General features: G+C 46.0%; 19 protein-coding genes and 1 other RNA gene. 14 read left to right on the top strand and 6 right to left on the bottom strand.

The window, feature by feature from the left end:
- Window positions 1–11: 11 nt before the first annotated feature.
- Complete coding sequence (locus J2Z37_RS20910) at window positions 12–1,304, bottom strand: Nramp family divalent metal transporter (RefSeq protein WP_245204056.1); 1,293 nt, start codon at window positions 1,302–1,304, stop codon at window positions 12–14.
- Window positions 1,305–1,642: 338 nt separating this feature from the next.
- On the opposite strand from J2Z37_RS20910, the gene J2Z37_RS20905 reads away from it, so the two are divergent.
- From J2Z37_RS20905 to J2Z37_RS20875, 7 genes are read left to right on the top strand one after another with little or no spacing between them, the layout of a single operon-like run.
- Window positions 1,643–2,419 (top strand): IclR family transcriptional regulator, encoded by a 777-nt coding sequence (locus tag J2Z37_RS20905; protein ID WP_209812263.1) that lies wholly within the window; start codon window positions 1,643–1,645, stop codon window positions 2,417–2,419.
- A 14-nt stretch (window positions 2,420–2,433) separates the two neighbouring features.
- Window positions 2,434–3,486: an amidohydrolase family protein gene (locus J2Z37_RS20900; protein WP_209812262.1), complete on the top strand. Its 1,053-nt coding sequence runs from the start codon at window positions 2,434–2,436 to the stop codon at window positions 3,484–3,486.
- Between the two features lie 27 nt (window positions 3,487–3,513).
- Window positions 3,514–3,942 (top strand): Rieske (2Fe-2S) protein, encoded by a 429-nt coding sequence (locus J2Z37_RS20895; protein ID WP_209812261.1) that lies wholly within the window; start codon window positions 3,514–3,516, stop codon window positions 3,940–3,942.
- A gap of 45 nt (window positions 3,943–3,987) precedes the next feature.
- Entirely contained in the window at window positions 3,988–5,328 is a 1,341-nt protein-coding gene (locus tag J2Z37_RS20890; RefSeq protein ID WP_209812260.1) for a hypothetical protein, read from the top strand.
- A 41-nt stretch (window positions 5,329–5,369) separates the two neighbouring features.
- The gene (locus tag J2Z37_RS20885; RefSeq protein WP_209812259.1) at window positions 5,370–6,443 is read left to right on the top strand and encodes an amidohydrolase family protein; all 1,074 of its coding nucleotides are present in this window, start codon (window positions 5,370–5,372) and stop codon (window positions 6,441–6,443) included.
- A gap of 38 nt (window positions 6,444–6,481) precedes the next feature.
- A complete protein-coding gene (locus J2Z37_RS20880) occupies window positions 6,482–7,588 on the top strand; it encodes an amidohydrolase family protein (protein ID WP_209812258.1) in 1,107 nt (368 codons plus the stop codon).
- 16 nt (window positions 7,589–7,604) lie between these two features.
- The gene (locus J2Z37_RS20875) at window positions 7,605–8,045 is read left to right on the top strand and encodes a Rieske (2Fe-2S) protein (RefSeq protein WP_209812257.1); all 441 of its coding nucleotides are present in this window, start codon (window positions 7,605–7,607) and stop codon (window positions 8,043–8,045) included.
- A gap of 328 nt (window positions 8,046–8,373) precedes the next feature.
- On the opposite strand, the gene J2Z37_RS20870 is transcribed toward J2Z37_RS20875, so the two are convergent.
- The 4 genes from J2Z37_RS20870 to ffs all read right to left on the bottom strand — a co-directional run bounded on the left by J2Z37_RS20870 (window position 8,374) and on the right by ffs (window position 10,766).
- The gene (locus J2Z37_RS20870) at window positions 8,374–9,120 is read right to left on the bottom strand and encodes a sulfite exporter TauE/SafE family protein (protein WP_209812256.1); all 747 of its coding nucleotides are present in this window, start codon (window positions 9,118–9,120) and stop codon (window positions 8,374–8,376) included.
- 124 nt (window positions 9,121–9,244) lie between these two features.
- The gene (locus tag J2Z37_RS20865; RefSeq protein WP_209812255.1) at window positions 9,245–9,643 is read right to left on the bottom strand and encodes a disulfide oxidoreductase; all 399 of its coding nucleotides are present in this window, start codon (window positions 9,641–9,643) and stop codon (window positions 9,245–9,247) included.
- Window positions 9,640–10,386 carry a DsbA family protein gene (locus tag J2Z37_RS20860; protein ID WP_209812254.1) on the bottom strand — a complete coding sequence of 249 codons (747 nt, stop codon included), beginning with the start codon at window positions 10,384–10,386 and terminating at the stop codon, window positions 9,640–9,642. Before J2Z37_RS20860 ends, J2Z37_RS20865 begins: the two co-directional genes overlap by 4 nt.
- Before the next feature lie 114 nt (window positions 10,387–10,500).
- Window positions 10,501–10,766, bottom strand: an RNA gene (gene ffs, locus J2Z37_RS20855) — signal recognition particle sRNA large type.
- A gap of 182 nt (window positions 10,767–10,948) precedes the next feature.
- On the opposite strand from ffs, the gene J2Z37_RS20850 reads away from it, so the two are divergent.
- From J2Z37_RS20850 to J2Z37_RS20840, 3 genes are all read left to right on the top strand, one after another.
- Window positions 10,949–11,149 carry a cold-shock protein gene (locus tag J2Z37_RS20850; protein WP_209812253.1) on the top strand — a complete coding sequence of 67 codons (201 nt, stop codon included), beginning with the start codon at window positions 10,949–10,951 and terminating at the stop codon, window positions 11,147–11,149.
- Between the two features lie 49 nt (window positions 11,150–11,198).
- On the top strand, window positions 11,199–11,429 hold the full coding sequence (locus J2Z37_RS20845; protein WP_209812252.1) for a hypothetical protein: 231 nt from the start codon (window positions 11,199–11,201) through the stop codon (window positions 11,427–11,429).
- Window positions 11,430–11,501: 72 nt separating this feature from the next.
- The gene (locus J2Z37_RS20840; RefSeq protein WP_209812251.1) at window positions 11,502–11,717 is read left to right on the top strand and encodes a WYL domain-containing protein; all 216 of its coding nucleotides are present in this window, start codon (window positions 11,502–11,504) and stop codon (window positions 11,715–11,717) included.
- Window positions 11,718–12,084: 367 nt separating this feature from the next.
- On the opposite strand, the gene J2Z37_RS20835 is transcribed toward J2Z37_RS20840, so the two are convergent.
- Complete coding sequence (locus J2Z37_RS20835) at window positions 12,085–12,858, bottom strand: aldo/keto reductase (protein WP_245204052.1); 774 nt, start codon at window positions 12,856–12,858, stop codon at window positions 12,085–12,087.
- Window positions 12,859–13,094: 236 nt separating this feature from the next.
- Here J2Z37_RS20835 and J2Z37_RS20830 point away from each other — a divergent pair, with 236 nt between their 5' ends.
- The 4 genes from J2Z37_RS20830 to J2Z37_RS20815 all read left to right on the top strand — a co-directional run bounded on the left by J2Z37_RS20830 (window position 13,095) and on the right by J2Z37_RS20815 (window position 17,845).
- The gene (locus J2Z37_RS20830) at window positions 13,095–14,198 is read left to right on the top strand and encodes a mandelate racemase/muconate lactonizing enzyme family protein (RefSeq protein ID WP_209812249.1); all 1,104 of its coding nucleotides are present in this window, start codon (window positions 13,095–13,097) and stop codon (window positions 14,196–14,198) included.
- A gap of 29 nt (window positions 14,199–14,227) precedes the next feature.
- Window positions 14,228–15,253 (top strand): zinc-dependent alcohol dehydrogenase, encoded by a 1,026-nt coding sequence (locus J2Z37_RS20825; RefSeq protein WP_209812248.1) that lies wholly within the window; start codon window positions 14,228–14,230, stop codon window positions 15,251–15,253.
- 15 nt (window positions 15,254–15,268) lie between these two features.
- Entirely contained in the window at window positions 15,269–16,039 is a 771-nt protein-coding gene (locus J2Z37_RS20820; RefSeq protein WP_209812247.1) for an SDR family oxidoreductase, read from the top strand.
- Between the two features lie 291 nt (window positions 16,040–16,330).
- Window positions 16,331–17,845, top strand: coding sequence for a carboxypeptidase M32 (locus tag J2Z37_RS20815; protein ID WP_209812246.1), 1,515 nt, complete (start codon window positions 16,331–16,333; stop codon window positions 17,843–17,845).
- Window positions 17,846–17,980: the final 135 nt, after the last annotated feature.

Raw genomic sequence — 17,980 nt, 5'->3', positions numbered from 1 at the left:
TCTTTTTTTATTTAACTAAAAAACCCAATAAACAGCTTTAACGAAGACCAGATGGCAAGAATCGTACACGCAATCAGGATGAAGTTTTCAAACCAGTTGTTGCGGTATTTCCCAAGCTTTGATTTTTGATTGGATAAGATCAACAAACCGATCGAAATGACAGGTAGCCCCACGACAGAAAGCACGTTGACGAAAACGACGAGGCTGATAAAACCAGGCATCCCGGGAATCGACCAAACGATCGGAGAGATGATGATAAACAAACTGGACCATTTGAACAAAGGATCTCTTTCTAAATCCCCTGCGTATTTCGCACGACGCTCAGGATTCGCGGTTTGCAAGGAGTCAACAATCAGCTTCGGGAAACCGGTGGCAAATCCGACCACACTGCTATAAAGGGCGCCTAGTACACCCAAATAGAAAATGATATAGCCGAATTGTCCAAAAGTGATCGCAAGGGTCTGCGCCAAGTCGTCAATATTCGAAATCTCAATCCCGTTGGGTCGGAGAATCTCTGCACCAACGATCCAAACCGCCAGATCAAGAACAATCGCCATACAGATGGCAAACAATAGATCATTGCGTTGCGCCCGTTTATGAAGAGGACTGGTCCATCCTTTGTCCTTCATAAAATAAGGGTAGATAAAGTTGGCAACTGATCCGGAAACGGCCCCAGTCAAAGAAATGGCAATTAAGAAAGCACCGTATAGACCCACATCAGAGGGAATTCCAAAGCCAATCGTCCCTTTGGCAATTTCCCCCACGCTTGGGGTGGACCAGATTGCGATCACCAGGAAAGATATGGTCATGATGGCAAGAAGAACTTTCATGAAATTTTCCAAGCGTGAGTAAAAGCTTTTGCCAACAAAGATGACAGCGGAAATGACGACAATAATCGCCCAAACAAAGGGATGGCCAAAACCGAGAAGATGTGAAAGGGCTTCACCGGATCCTTTAATCATGTAGGAGTTGAATAAGTGGCCCATCAAGAGACCATAAGCGCCAAGGAAGTAGGGGTAAAACCGGTGTAGTCGGGTAAACCCTTCCAATAGGGAAATTCCCTCGTTGTTACACAATTGGTACCGAGACATCACATTCACAATAACAAAGCGAATGATCAAAGAAAGCGCAAGCACCCACATTAAATCGTAGCCGTAATGGGCTCCGGCAATCGAAGCATCAACCAGATCCCCAGCACCGATCCAGGTCAATACGACGATAATTCCCGGACCAACTGAGGCGATGAGCTCCTTTAACGTTCTGCGTGGTTTGGGACCTGGATCCACTTGGCCTACAGGATTCATCACAATTATACCTCCTTCATTTTCTGTTGTGTACTACCTTGTTTTCACAGCTAGATTTGGTTTTTTTAAACTAGAAACGGATGTGTACCGAAGAACGCCATGGTCACCAATCACCACCCTTATCCTTTCCTTGTTCCAATTAATGGAATGCCATTCAATTCAGTGAGTAGAAACTTGGAGTTAATAATGTATACAAGGTGTAAATGCAACTTATTCTAATAATTACAAAAATAAAAAATAGGCTCACACGGAATAATTTTCACGCATAAAACTATATATGATACTAGTTGGAATACCATCCTACATAATGGAACGAGGGAAGGGAGGGAGGAAGAAAGATGGCATCCTTCAACGCCAATGTGATCTCGAAAACGTTCGCAGTACTCCGAGCCTTTACTGATGTGCAAATGGAATGGGGGGTGCATGAGCTATCTCGTCATTTAAACATTCCAGCAAGCTCTTTACATCGCATGTTGAAGATGTTAAAGGATGAGCATGTGCTTCAGATCTCTCCGATCAGCGGGAAATACCAGTTTGGTCCGGAAATGGTGCGGATGGCGGCAATCATCTCCGTTGATGTAGACATCAAGAAAGCAGCCAAACCTTGTATGAAAAGACTGTCTACAACTTTTAATGAATCCGTGTATCTGACTCAGTATCATCCGCAACACAAAAAGCTTAGCTTCATCGACTGTGTGAACAGCCCCAAGCCGTTGCAGTATGTGTTAGAAATGGGAGTTCTGCAGCCTGTTCATATCGCCGCAAGTGGAAAATCCATTTTGGCTTTTCTCGAGGAAAAGGAAATCGCGGCGGTGTTAGAGCTTGAAGGGGTTGCAGAGGGGAGAAAAGATGAGCTTTATAAAGAAATAGTGAGAATTCGTGAACAAGGCTATTGTATGACGACAAATGAGCGGAAACAGGGGGCATTAAGTATTGGTGCACCGATTTTTGACGCCGCGAAGAAGGTCATTGGCAGCATGATTTATACAATCCCGGAGAACCGCTTTGATATGAGGGAGAAAGAGGCGATTGTTAAACAAGTCATGCAGGAAACAGGAAATATTTCTTATGCCCTTGGCTATCGTCAGGATTTGAATGTGACTGCCAACCTATAGGAGGTGTGCACTTGATGAAATTAAACAACATTATTGACTGTGATGTTCATCCCCATCCAAGAAACATGGAGGAGATCCGTCAATACCTTCCTTTGCCTTGGCGCCATCGCCTGCAAATGGTAAACAGCCGAGGCATGTACATGAATCCGATTCATGTGAACCGGCTCGATTCTGAGACACCAGACGGTGGATTTCCCTGTTCGGACCCCGATTTTATGAGAACACAGCTAATGGATGCCTATGGGATCAACTATGCGATCTTATTGCCGCGGGCATTTGCCACGATGTATCCGAATCCCGATTTCGCGGCAGCGGTTGCTGCTGCTTATAATGATTGGCTGGCTGATCGCTGGCTCGATAACAACAATAAGGATGGTCGCTGCAAAGGTTCGATCACAGTGGCTCCGCAAGATCCCACCCTCGCTGTGAAAGAAATCGAGCGCTGGGCTGGGCACCCGCACATGGTACAAGTCATGATGGATGGGGGATCGCGCGCGCCATACGGGCAGCGACAGTTCTACCCAATATATGAAGCTTGTGCGCATTACGGCCTGCCTGTAGCCTTTCATCCCGGGACAGAAGGGGTGGGAATCAATGAATCACCGGCGCCGGGTTATCCTTCAACCTATATCGAATGGCATGTAGGTTTAATGCTTGCCTTTCAGGCGCATTTGATCAGCTTTATAACAGAAGGTGTGTTTGAGAGATTTCCAAAGTTGAAAGTGGTGCTGGTAGAAGGCGGATCGGCCTGGCTGCCCCCGTTGTTGTGGCGACTCGAGGCAGAATGGAAGGCACTGCGGGAAGAGGTTCCTTGGGTAAAGAAACGACCGAGTGAATATGTACGCGACCATGTCAGGATTACCTCACAGCCTTTGGAGAATCCCGATAACAAACAGCAGTTGCTGCAAATTTTCGAGATGATGGGGGCGAAAGACATTTTAATGTTTTCATCCGATTATCCCCATTGGGATTTTGACTCACCTACGCGCGCATTTCCAAAGCTTGAAGAAGAAATCAAGCGAAGAATCTTCTATGAAAATGCAAAAGAGCTCTATAACCTTGATTAGGAGATTGATAGAAAAAGGAGGATGTCCATGGCACAGCATCGGGTAGCAACAGTCGATGAAATTAGGCCAGGCGAAAGAAAAATTGTGCAGCTTGAAGGGCGATCGATCGGTGTTTTTAATGTAAAGGGGACATTTTATGCGCTGCGCAATGTCTGTCCACACCAAGGGGCAGAGGTCTGCCTGGGGAGTATCGGGGGGATGACGGTCTGCGGCAACCAGGAAGATGGGACCTTAAGTGAGCTGCGCTTTGAAAAGGCGGGGGAGATCTTACGCTGTCCCTGGCATGGCTGGGAATTCGAGATCAGAACGGGCAAGTCCATTTTTAACCCGTTAGGCTGTTATATCAAGAATTATCCCGTGACGATCGGGCAGAAGGATGTGGCTGATGGGGAAACCCTTCGGGTAGAAACCTATCCTACTTCGGTTGAAGAAAAGTTTATCATCGTCCATCTGTAACCCGACCTGAGGGCCGGCCATGGGTTCTCCGGGAGGGGGAGAAATATGCAAGTCATCTTGACGGTTACACATATTGCTTCGTTGATATGTATTGCGTTGTTCAGTTTGCTTGCGTCATTTATTGGCGGTTATGTGTTTGAAGTGGGTTTATGTGTTAGCTCACTCTTTTTGATTCTTGTTTTATTGGTGAAAACCAAAGGGTTTGTAAGAGCATCTTACACCTTTTTCTTTTTCTTAAGTCTGGGTTTATCCTTCTATTACGAAATCCCGTTGGAACAAATGGTCAAAGCCATCATCTCCAATGCCGAATTTATTTTATTGTTTGTCTGTGTTCCATTGATCAAAATCCCGATCGTGCAAGGCAATTATATGGAGCAATTGCTCCCTCTTGTGCGGAACTTATCGATGAAGCGGCTGCACCCGATTCTCGTATTCACCAATTTTGGCTTTAGCTCGTTTTTGAATTTTGGCGGGTATCGGATCGTGCACGAGTTTTTTCAGGATGTGATGAAAGATCGTCCGCTTCTTTACGGGAAAATATTGAGTCGCTCGTTTAGTTTAGGGGCTTTTTGGACGCCTTATTATGGGGCTTTTTCCATTGCGGTAGCCTATAGCCATGCCAAACCAGCCTCGATCATTGGATTTGGACTGTTGATTTGCTTGCTGATTTTGTTTGTTTGGAGTGCGTGGCTGTACAAAAAGGCGGCAGATGAAGGGATGGAACCGCCTGCAGAATGTCCTGAGATTGGCAGATTGTACCATCTTCCCGTGTTCTTTGGGCTGTTGATCGGTTCTGTGATCCTCCTTAATCAGTGGGTCGACCTTGGCGTGATCGTGATTGTCTCCATGATGAGTGTCGCGGTTTCCGTGATTTGGTGCCTGTATTTAGGCAAGTTTAAAGAATTTCTAAAATCCCTTCGCGGCTATGGGACCAATGAAATGCTGTTCGTTCGGGAGGAAGCTTTTCTTTTTATCTCAATTGGTTTCTTAGCGAAAACCCTTCTCTATTTGGACTGGAAGATTGAGCTACCAGAGCTGCACATCGGTCAATCTTGGCTGCTCTTTTTCTTTATATTGCTGTTTGGTTTTATCGTCATTGGCTTGGCTCAGCTTGGGATACACCATTTGGTGACGATTACGCTGTTCAATACCTCTTTACACATGCAAAGTATGGGGATTGAGCCGGTGGTTTATGCGCTGATTATTTTAATGTGTTGGGCGATCAGTCCGATGCTGTCCCCTTTTTCTCCGGCGAATCTTTTAACGGCTCGGATCACTGGAAAGACGACGATGGAGATTGGCGTTAAGGGGAATGGAAGATTCGGGCTTGCTTGTTTAGTATTTGGTGCCATTTTTCTAACGGTAGTTCAACAGTTGGTGGGATAAGGCTGGGATATATCTTGGATCTGGAGATGGAGGGAAAGAGAATGGAAAAGGATCTTGCGGTGAAAACACGTACGGGTGTGATTGATTGTGATGTGCATCATGCTGTTCCTTCCATGGCGGCGCTTTATCCATATTTGTCGGAGCGGTGGCGTGACTATGTGAAGGAACACAATATCAAAAGCTTGGAACCGAATTATTACCCAAGGGGAAATCCGCTTTCGGCAAGGCCGGGGTCTGAACCTTCGCCGGGGGCTTTGCCGGGATCGGATTTGGGGTTGCTGCAAAGGCAGGTGTTGGAGCCCTGGAGTGTTCAGTATGCGATCCTGCATTGTCTGTATGGAGTGCAGATGATTCATAACGAAGATTTGGCGGCACAGTTGGCACAGGCGGTTAACGATTGGCAGGTGGCAGAGTGGCTTGAGAAGGATTCGCGTTTGCGCGCCTCGATTGTAGTGCCGAGTCAAAACCCGCTGCGGGCGGCAGAAGAAATACATCGGGTAGGGAAGCACCCCGGGTTTGTCCAGGTTTTGCTGTTGGTTCGCTCGGAAAAGCCGTATGGAAAAAGGTATTACTGGCCGATCTATGAGGCAGCGGAGCAATACGGGTTGACGGTCGGCATTCATGCCGGTGGGGTCACCGGATATCCGATTATGCCGGTCGGCTGGCCATCCCATTATATTGAGGACTATGTCAGCCATGCTCAAGCTTTTCAGTCGCAATTGATTAGTTTGGTTAGTGAAGGGGTATTTGTGAAATTCCCACGACTTCGGGTCGTGATGATGGAAAGCGGGTTTACCTGGGTGCCATCGTTAATGTGGCGATTCGATAAGAACTGGAAAGGTTTGCGCCGGGAGATCCCTTGGGTGGACCGGTTGCCATCGGAAGTGATGCGTGATCATATTCGTTTCACCCTACAACCGCTTGATGAACCGCCGAAACCGGAGATCTTACTGAAGGTGATCGAGCAGATGGGGTCAGACGAGATGTTGCTATTTTCCAGTGATTATCCGCATTGGCATTATGATGAACGGGAAGAAGCTTTGCCCGCAGGGTTGCCCGTGGATTTGGAAAGGAAGATTTTATTCGAAAATGCACGTGCGGTTTATCGTTTTTAGCATTTGGTGGATTTTTATAGAGGATGGAGTGAGGAAAAGTGAGTGAGGTAAAGGTTGAAACGAAGGGTTCAAAAAGGAAAACAGGGCTGCCTTTTATCGACTGTGACATTCATAATGAAGTCCCTTCCCCTGATGCGCTCAAACCGTATCTATCGCAGCGCTGGCGCCAATACATGGAGATGGTCGGAACCCGGACATATCATGGGTTTGCCCAACATATCCCGTATCCGAAAGGAAATGCCGGTGGAACAAGGCAGGATGCTTGGCCGCCAAACGGGGGAATCCCTGGCTCTGATTTGAATTTTATGCGGAAACAGCTGTTAGATCCATTGAATATGGAGATAGGGATTCTTAATTGCCTGTACCGTGTGGCTGAACAGTTGAATGATGAATTTAGCGCAGCGCTTGCCCGGGCGGTGAATGATTGGCAGATGGAGGAGTGGCTGGATAAAGAACCACGGTTGCGTGCTTCAATTGTCATTCCCTATGAAAACGCGGAGTTTGCCGTCGAGGAAATCAATCGGGTAGCTTCCCATCCGGGATTTGTGCAGGTGCTCTTTTTGCCTCGTACAAGAGAGCCACTTGGCCGCCGAAGATATTGGAAAATCTATGAAGCCGCAGAAAATCACGGATTGCCGATCGTTATTCATTTTGCCGGACTAGGCGGAAACGCCATTACCTCGCATGGATTTCCGTCCTATTATATCGAAGATCATACGACCATGGCCCAGGCTTTTCAATCCCAGGTGATCAGTATGGTTTGCGAAGGCGTGTTTGAACGGTTCCCTGGCTTGCGGGTTGCGTTGTTGGAGGGAGGATTCGCCTGGCTGCCTTCCTTAATGTGGCGGCTTGACCAGCAATGGAAACGGCTCCATGCGGAAGTCCCTTTTCTGAAACGAAAACCATCGGAATATATTCGTGAACATATGCGTGTGACGACCCAACCGATGGAAGAGCCGCCAAAGCTGGAGTATCTCCTGCAGGTCATTGAGTGGCTAGGTTCGAATGAGATGCTGATGTTCTCTACGGATTATCCGCACTGGGACTACGATTCCCCAGAGCTGGCTTTTCCCGCGAAATTTCCCATTGAATTAAAGAAGAAAATCTTTTATGACAACGCTCGTGCATTCTATCGGTTTAAGTGAGAAGGGGGAGAGTTGGATGAAAAAATATGTGGTTGCAATGGTTGACGAAATTGCTCCAGGACAGCGGAAAATCGTGGAGATCGAGGGACGATCGATTGGCGTTTTTAACGTTCACGGGGCGTTCTACGCGATTCGTAACCGCTGTCCGCATGCAGGCGCACCGCTTTGTGAAGGCGTCGTATCCGGATTTGTTACATCCAAATCCCCCGGGGAGTATATTTACTCGAGGCAAGGGGAAATCCTGCGCTGTCCGTGGCATCAATGGGAATTTGATGTGAAGACTGGCCAATCCTACTTCGATCCGGCAAAGACGCGGGTTCGCACCTATCAGGCGGAGGTAGAGGCGGGGTGCAGCTTGGTGTGTGACGATGGCACGGGGATGGCCAAAGGACCATTCGTGGCCGAGACGTATCAGGTGGCGTTGGAAAAGGAGTATGTGGTGGTTGTGATTGAGTAGGGTGGACGGATGAGGGGCTTTTCCTAGCGTGGTACGCGAGGGGAAAGTCCCTTTTGGTTGGTGTGATGAAGAACAAAGTTGGGTCGGGAAAAGAGGGGGAATGATCTTCATCCCCTGGTTGGCAAAGAATAAGGGAAAAACTTTCCGTTATCCATTCCTCTTAATAAGAATTAGGATAAATAGCGGAATTTTTTTCCGTTATCAAAATCTGCAAACGTTTACAAACAGTTACAAAGTAAAAATAACGGAAAAATTTTCCGTTATTTCACCAATTATTTTCGAAATTATTTAATTAACGGAAAAATTTCCGCTATTACTTAGCCCCCACCTAAAAAATTATCAACCGCAACGCCCCAACCGATGCCAACACTAAAATGATATGCTGGAACTGTTTTTGTGGGATGTAGGGGAGCAGTTTGATCCCAATCACGGCACCGGCAATAATACCCGGTAGGAACCAGGTATCGTAGGCCAAAGTATTCATGGTAATTAATCCAAGATCCACGAGGAAAGGAACTTTAATCAGGTTGACAACAAAGAAGAACCAGGCCCCTGTTCCGATAAACTCCTTTTTCGGCAGTCCTTTGGCTAAAAAGTAGATGACCATCACGCTAGCAGCTACATTTCCTACCATCGTGGCGAATCCGGCGAGGATCCCCATGGACGAGGTGAACCAGATGGACTGAGGGAGCTTCTCATTTAATTTTTCTCCTAAGCGTTCGCGGCACACATTTAACACAATCAGACTTAGGATTAACACGCCAAGCATGATCTGCAATTGCGAATTGTTGATCTGATCGAGCACATAATAACCGACGACAAGCCCGATCATTACCCACGGAAGAAGGGACAGCAAGTAGCTCCAAACGACGTTTCGGCGGTAATAAACGACAGCAATAATATCGGCAGCAATCAGCATCACGAGGATAATTCCTGATGCTTCTTTGGCGGGGAAAATTTGCGACATCATCACAATGCTGAAGATACTAATCGTAGCGAATCCTGTTTTGGATAGGCCAATCAACACTCCGGCAAGCAAACCAATTGCAATTTCCCAAAGGGTAATGTCTGGCATCTCACATACACTCCTGTCATCTCTATCGTTGAATATTAAGAATTATAATCTTTTACAGCAAATTTGAAAAGTGGGGAAGACAAACAAAAAAAGGGGGTACCCCCTTTTCAAATTTGCAATATATTTATTCTTTTCTTAACGATAACAAGACAGTGATGAGGAAAAAGGCCACAAACGCAAGGAATGGGATCGTAATGAATCCCAGCCAGTTAATGTACTGTCCACTGCAGGGAACACCCGTAGTACAGGGAAGTACATTTTGCATGGCTGGTATTTTCTGTTGCAAATAATGAAAGAGAGAGATAGCCATTCCGATGATGCTCAATGTCTTCGCGTAAGGAACAATCCCCAGGTCGTCCTTGTAGCTTGCGATCCCTAGTAAAATGAAGAGTGGGTACATAAAGATTCGTTGAAACCAACATAGTTTGCAGGGTTCAAACTGCAGGACTTCACTAAAATATAAGCTCCCACCGAGCGCTATAAGGGAAACCAGCCAAGCTAGGTAGAGATTAAAGGACCTCATTTTCCTGCTTCCTCTAATTCCTTAAGAATCTCTTCTTTTAATAAATTGTAATCAAAAGTGGCGTCGTTTGAGACTTCTTTTCCATTCATGAACAGCGTCGGTGTGCTCCGTACACCCGATTTTCCAGCAATGGTTTCATCTGTATCCACTTTCGAGGCAAAGGTTTGTTCATCAATGGCCTTTTTTAACTTGTCCAAATCTACCGCTACATTAGCATCCTTGGCAATTTGCACGAGACGATCTGAGGTCGCCCAATTTGTTTTTTCATCCCCTTGGGCAGCGAATACGGCTTCGTAGAACTTCCAGAATTCTTCCGGTTTTTGCTGATAGATGGCTTCGCCAGCCATAGCCGCTGTTTTTGAATCAGCATCAGGACTAATGACAAGGTAGTTAGTAAAAAATAACTGGACCTTTCCGGTATCGATAAAGTCTTTTTGCAGCTGTGGCATGATATTTTCACCAAAATACTTGCAGGCTGGGCATTTGAAATCAGCAAACTCAACCAGTTTAATCGGTGCATCATCTGAGCCAAGGGACGGCTGCTCAGCATACTGGAATTCAGTTGCATTGACGACCCTTGCTTCCTTTGGACCTGACAAGGCCCCGGCCACGATGAAGCCAATAAACACTATCAACACTACCAAGAAGGTCCATCCCATTAAACGTTGAGATTTCTTCGCTTGCGCTTCCTTTATTTGCCTTTTTTGCTTTTTTGTTTGAGTTTTATCATTCTTTTTTCCCATACGAACCCCCTGGAAAAGATTTCTTCCTCTCTATTCTATTACAGATTGCGAGATAATCATAGATAAGCAAAAAGCAGTGGCTCAGAGCCACTGCTTTTGAGTTCTTTATGTAAACCGTGCACCCATCGTTGATACGGACATCCAAGCGTTACTTGTGTAAGGAAGCTCGATTAGGCACTCCTGCGGCACATGGTTTGATCCGCTTATGGCTGCTTCCTTCCGGATCTGACCAGATTCACAGATTTCCATTGCACAGGACCCAATGGTCAACACTTCTTACACAAGGCAGGCCTTACATGAACCGTACCGCCGAAGGGAATTCAATCCCGCTAAGGCGGATTGCGGGTAACAGGGCACCGCCATCTCCCCATCTAGCACGGTATGTATTTGTCATTCACATCTGTCAGCGACATAACTAATGTAACACATCCCGCCTTGTCACGTCATTAGTAAATCATGGGATATTTTATCGAGATAGGTTTACTTTTTTCATCTCTGGTAATAATACAAAAGCATGTTTTAAATATGCAAAATTTCATGTTTGGTTTTTAAGGAGGAAGAAATGGAACACGGAAAAGTAAAATGGTTTAACAGTGAGAAAGGTTTTGGGTTTATTGAGCGGGAAGGTGGAGAGGATGTGTTTGTCCACTTCTCGGCAATTCAGGGAGATGGGTTCAAGTCATTGGACGAAGGCCAGGCTGTTACTTTTGACGTAGAGCAAGGCCAACGCGGTCCGCAAGCAACCAACGTGCGGAAGGCGTAATAGATCATAAAAAAACAGACCCTTCGGGGTCTGTTATTTGAGGTGAAAAATGATTACGTGGAAATTGAACCAGTGGGGCAACATTGAAATTTGGAGAGGGGAAGTGAACCTCCAGGAAATCACGCCCGAACACACAGATTTATATTTGGAAACAGAAATTGATGTCGATGCTTTTTTGAAAAGTATTGGTTATAACAATGAAAAGATAAGCCCGGGTGAGTGGGGTTATGCGGAAGAGCCTAGTTATTTTAATAGTGACCCGAAGGAAGAGGATGATTGATGAAAAGCTGCTTGCATTTTACAATTTGTTCGCATACAATGGGAACAGGTGTTCAGATTGGAGGCGAACAATATGATGTATGACCTGCATCGGTACCTAAACACGGAGCAGCTTGTAGAAATCATCTATCAGGACCGTCTGGGACAGATCACCCAGCGCAAATTAAAATTGATCTCTATTGAAGGGAATCGCCTGAAGGCCTACTGTTTGTCCCGCCGGGCGGTTCGCAGTTTCTCTATACCTAATATTCTAGCGGTTTTCCCGGCAGCACTGACAAGAGGAGCTTAGGTTCATTTCAGATAGGTTAAACCTGTAGCATGCATATCACATCGCCAGCCAAGAACGGCTGTGGTGCGAATGACTTGCATCTTTTCTGCTTTATACAGATATACAATTTTACCTAGGATCTGCACCACATGAAACGACGTTCCCTCGTCATCTCAGCAATCTTTTTAGCCACGATGTCAACACTCTCAATATTATTTACTCCGCTAAATTCAATTTCAATAGCTTTCAATTTTCAATATCTCCCATGCATATTCGACAACAAAGAATACATGTTTAACGCCTAGAAAGGCAAAGTGAAAAATGGTCGCTGGTAATGTGATGAAATAAATGAGGTGGAAGGCCGGGCAAGATCTGCCCGGCTCCCGGATTAAAAGTTATCGGGGTCCGGACCATACCTTCGGTTTTCGTTTAAGGCATCAATTTTCTCTAAATCTTCATCAGATAGGGTGAAATTGAAGACCTCCGAGTTTTCTTTGATCCGGTGTGGTGTAACCGATTTTGGAATGGTCACCACGCCGCGCTGCAGGTCCCAGCGAAGGACAATTTGCGCGGCTGTCTTATTGTATTTTTCACTGAGTTCTTTAAGCAGAGGCAAATCTAATTTTCCGTTCATCAGTGGTCTCCAGGCTTCCAATTGGATTCCGTTTTGCTTACAGAAGGAAAGTAAGTCTTTTTGCGTCAAGTGCGGGTGGTATTCTACCTGGTTGATCGCAGGCACCAGATCGCTATCGGCCATTAAATCTTTTAGATGGTGAACCTGGAAGTTACTTACTCCAATTGCTCGGACCCATCCCTCTTGGTAGATTTTCTCCAGGGCTTTCCAGGTTTCTTTGTATTTTCCCGTAACAGGCCAATGGACGAGATACAGATCCAGATAATCAAGACCCAGTTTTTTGCGGCTTAGTTCAAAAGCTTGAAGCGTTGAATCATATCCTTGGTCCGTATTCCAAACCTTGCTGGTGATAAATAACTCCTCACGCGGGATGCTGGATTCACGGACAGCCTTGCCAACCCCCTCTTCATTTTCATACAACGCGGCAGTATCAATGCTTCTGTACCCGTATTCAACGGCATGACGGATAGCGGAGATCACTTCTTCTCCTTCTTTTGCACGATATACACCTAATCCGAGCCAAGGCATTTTTACTCCATTGTTTAAGGTCGTCGTTGCTTGTAGATCTTTCAACGGGTTCCAAACCTCCTTTGGTTTTATATGGAAACAAGTCATCTTTACCAAATTATAGCATGTGAGGGATGATCCTTTAAACTTTTGTCCCACAGTTGACGTTAGTATTGGTAATCGGCTACCATAAAAATGGAATGATGTCTCAAAATTTAGCAACATCGTAAAGTTTAGTAAAAAAAGGAGTCCTTCAAATGTCGAATTCAACAAAGATTGTAAACGTTGTCACAGAGTATTACCGAATTCCTTTACCTGAGCAAATGGGCGATGCGAAACACGGGATTCATACACATTTTGAAGTTCCCATCGTGAGAATCATCCTCGAAAATGGCAGCGAAGGGATAGGTTACACCTATACGGGCGGAATTGGCGGCAGGGCAATTTGCAACATGATCGAATATGATTTGAAGCCATATCTGCTAGGACAAGATGCGAGTTGCGTGGAAAAATTATGGGAAGAGATGAACTGGAAGATTCATTATGTCGGCAGGGGTGGGATTGCATCCTTTGCGATTTCCGCCATCGATATTGCATTATGGGATTTGCGCGCGAAAAAAGCGGGAGAGCCGCTCTGGAAGCTTCTTGGGGGAGCAAACAACAGCACGAAAGCCTATGCTGGTGCCATTGATCTGAATTTCCCGATGGACAAGCTGTTAAACAATATTCAGGGTTACCTTGATCAAGGTTTCCGCGCGGTGAAAATTAAGCTCGGGCAGGAACGGCTTGAAGAAGATATCGAACGGGTTGCAGCAGTCCGCAACCTGATCGGACCGGATGTCGTATTCATGGTCGATGCCAATATGAAATGGACCATCGAAACCGCAATCAAAGCCGCGAAGCTGCTTGAACCGTATAACCTGTTATGGCTGGAAGAACCAACGATCCCAGAGGACTACGAGGGATATCGGAGAATTTCCCAAGAAGGCGGATTGGCCATTGCTGGGGGAGAGAATCTACATACGATTTATGAGTTCCAAAACATGATTTCCCGCGGTCATCTGGATTTTCCACAGCCGGACGCTTCCAATATCGGAGGGATTACTGGCTGGGTGAAAGTGGCCCAATTGGCCTATGCGCATAATTTGCCTGTTTGCACCCACGGGATGCAGGAGCTTCATGTCAGCCTCATGTCCGCGATGTCGCATGCCGCGTATATGGAAGTTCATAGTTTCCCCATTGATAAGTATACGACGAGACCCCTCGTGCTGGAGAATGGCAGGGCGGTTGCACCAGATACACCAGGTACCGGGGTCGAATTCCGTTGGGACCTTTTGCAAGAGTTTAAGACTTCATTTTAAAAGAAGCTAAATTTGGGAGGGTTGGAGAAATGAAAGCAACATTTTATGAGGGAAACAAAACGATCCGTATAGGTGAATGTCAACCAGTAGCACCCAAAGCAGGGGAAGTGCAAATTGCGGTTTCGTATGCCGGGATTTGCGGGACAGATCTGCATCTGTATTTAGGCCATATGGATAGACGGGTCACGTTCCCGCAAACGTTGGGTCATGAAATGTCAGGAGTTGTTCATGCTGTCGGAGAGGGTGTCACACATGTATCGGTTGGCGAACCGGTAACGGTGATGCCTTTGGATCCTTGTGGCGATTGCCCGGCCTGTCATGCGGGACATAATCACATCTGCCAGAATCTAAAATTCCTCGGGATTGAAACGCCGGGTGCTTTTCAAAGCTACTGGACTGTCCCAGCATTCACTGTCCTGCCACTCCCGAAAGGAATGTCCATGGAGCACGGGGCAATGATTGAGCCTTTAGCTGTTGCTTGTCACGATGTGCGAATCGGTGAAGTAAAAGCTGGCGAGTATGCCGTCGTTCTTGGAGGAGGGCCAATCGGCACATTGATTGCCCTAGTAGCGAGAGAAGCAGGGGCTAAGGTTCTCGTTTCTGAGATTAATCCATATCGCTTAGAACTGCTGAAGGAATTAGGCTTGGAGACTATCAATCCGAAAGAACAGGATCTTTTGGCATATGTGCAACAGCAAACCGCTGGAGCTGGTGCGGATGTTGTCTTTGAGGTGACATCATCAAGTGTTGGGGCCGAAGTGATGACACAGCTACCGCGGACCCGAGGTCGGATTGTTGTTGTCGCAATCTTCAGCGAACCAGTGAAAGTCGATCTTTTCCGCTTTTTCTGGAGAGAATTAAAATTGGCGGGAGCCAGGGTTTATGAGCGAGAAGATTTCGACCAGGCGATTGCTTTGGCGGCCAGCGGAAAACTGCCATTAGACCAGATCATTACAGATATTTATCCATTAGAGGATCTAGAAAAAGGACTAAAACAAATGGAAAGCGGAGGAAAAGTAATGAAAATTTTGCTTCGCTGTTCGGCTGATGAATAAAAGGGGGAAGAGAAGATGGGCGTTCTTGATCTGTTTAAACTAGATGGAAAAACAGCACTCGTTACCGGGGCGAAACGCGGAATTGGCAAAGCGATGGCTCTTGCCTTGGCGGAAGCAGGCGCTGACATTATTGGGGTGAGCGCTTCCCTAGAGACCGAGGGAAGTGAGGTTGAAAAAGAGGTACGGGCTCTGGGCCGTAATTTTAAAGGGTACAGCTGTGATTTTTCTGATCGGGATGCTTTATATGCTTTCATCCGCCAGGTAAAAAGCGATTTTTCACGGATTGATATCCTCGTGAATAACGCTGGGACCATCTTGCGTCAACCGGCTACGGAACATTCTGATGAATATTGGGACCAAGTGATGAATGTGAACCTTGATTCGCAATTTATCCTCAGCAGGGAAATCGGCAAGGAGATGGTTGAACGCGGCGCAGGGAAAATCATCTTTACCGCATCTCTTTTAAGTTTCCAAGGTGGCATCACGGTTCCAGGATACGCAGCTAGTAAGGGTGCGATTGGACAATTAACCAAAGCGCTAGCTAATGAATGGGCAAGCAAAGGCGTTCAGGTTAATGCCATTGCTCCAGGATATATCTCGACGGACAATACGGAGGCTTTGCGTAACAACCCGCAAAGATTCCAGGCGATCTTGGAGCGAATTCCAGCTGAACGTTGGGGAGTTCCTGACGATTTTAAAGGGTCGGTCGTTTTCCTGGCCTCAGATGCCTCAAATTACATGAACGGACATCTGATGGTGGTAGATGGAGGCTGGATGGCGAGGTAGACAGTTATGGTGGGGGGCATATAAAGGAAAAATTTTCCGCTATCATCTTGAATCAGCAGAAAAAGTGCTAAATAACGGAAAGTTTTTCCGCTAAGCCCTCCTAAATTTGCTTGAAAGCCGGTTAATATGCTAATTAGCGGAAACTTTTTCCTTTATTTGATCAGAATCTCGCCCTGTTTTACGAAGAACGGAAAAGTTTTCCGCTATTGCTCCCAACTCGTGATACCCCCCTTGATAATCTCCCCACAAAGTGCCAAAATGGAAAAAATAGGTTTAAAGGAGTTTGAAATCATGAACAAAGAGCAGGCTCTGAGTAAATTCAAAGAACTCGAAGAGAAATTATCTCATTATCGAAGTATCCTGGCCTTGGTTCAGTGGGATATGGAGACGGGGGCGCCGAAACAGGGGATCCCTTACATGGCGAGTGCTATGGGAACGTTATCTACAGAGGTGTTTCGAATCACAACTTCTGAGGAAATGGGAGAGTGCTTACAGGTTCTGACAGAGGACACCAACCCTGCAGATGGGGACCTGCGAACAATGGCCTCACTGCGCGAAGCGAAGCGATCCTATGAACAATCGAAAAAAATCCCGGAGAAATTGTACAGTGAATTTGTTGTGTTAACTGCCAATGCGCAAAGCATCTGGGCCGAAGCAAAAAAGACGGACAACTATTCGCTCTATGAACCCACATTGCAGCGGATAATTGAAATCAATCGGGAATTCACAAAGTGTTATGGATATGAAGAACACCCCTACGATGCCCTATTAGATCTGTACGAACCGGGATATACCGTTAGGGTATTGGATCCACTGTTCGCGAATTTGAAAGACCGCACCCTATCCCTACTGCAACGTATTCAGACTTCTCCCAATAAACCGAGAGAAGATATTTTTGGGCAGGGATTTGATAAACAAAAGCAAAAGGAATTCTGCTTTCATCTGCTGCCGAAGCTCGGCTTCAATCTGGAAGCCGGAGTGCTGGGAGCGAGTGCGCATCCGTTTGCTACGGGAATTTCCTTACGTGACGTGAGAATTACGACCCGTTATATTGACGATGTTCGTTCATCGGTATTGAGTGTGATCCATGAAACCGGTCATGCTTTGTATGAGCAGGGGATCGATCCGGAACTTGAAGGAACTTTCCTGCGGGATGGTGCATCGATGGGGATCCACGAATCCCAGTCACGCTTTTTAGAAAATATGGTGGGCCGGAGTAAAGAGTTTTGGTCTTCTTTGTACCCAGATTTGCAGAGGACTTTTCCATCCCAACTACAGCAGGTTTCCTTGGAAGACTTCTACCGCTCGCTCAATATCGTAGAGCCTTCTTTGATTCGCACAGAGGCTGATGAATTAACCTATAACCTGCATATCATGATCCGCTATGAATTGGAAAAAGCGATGATACAGGGAGAAATAAATGCCAAGGATCTCCCGGAAATCTGGAACAGCAAAATGAAAGAGTACTTAGGTGTCGTACCGCCAACAAACGCAGAAGGAGTCCTGCAGGATATTCATTGGTCTTTTGGTGAATTTGGTTATTTCCCTTCGTATACCCTAGGGAATTTGTATTCCGCCCAAATTTATCATGTGATCCAACAAAAAATCCCGGGATTCCACCAACTGCTTACGGAAGGCAATCTTCTTCCCATTCGGGAATGGCTAAGAGAGCAGATCCATCAATATGGAAAGATCTATACACCAGGAGAGCTTATCGAAAAGGTGTCCGGAGAGAAATTGAATGCAGACTACCTGATCCAATATTTCGAAGAGAAATTCTCCAAGGTATACCAATTGGGTCAATAAAAAAAGAGGAGTTAGACAACAATCTAACGTGTTCAATGCAAGGTGCAAAATTACAGATGAAGGGTCATTTTGAGCGTTGATTCATCCATAGAATCACGCTTTTTTTATTTATTCGGACAGTAGAGGAGAAAAAAG

The organism is Ammoniphilus resinae (assembly GCF_017873965.1).
Lineage (GTDB): Bacteria > Bacillota > Bacilli > Aneurinibacillales > RAOX-1 > Ammoniphilus_A > Ammoniphilus_A resinae.
The sequence above is the reverse complement of the archived record's forward strand: the minus strand, read 5'-3'. Positions and strand labels throughout refer to the sequence as shown.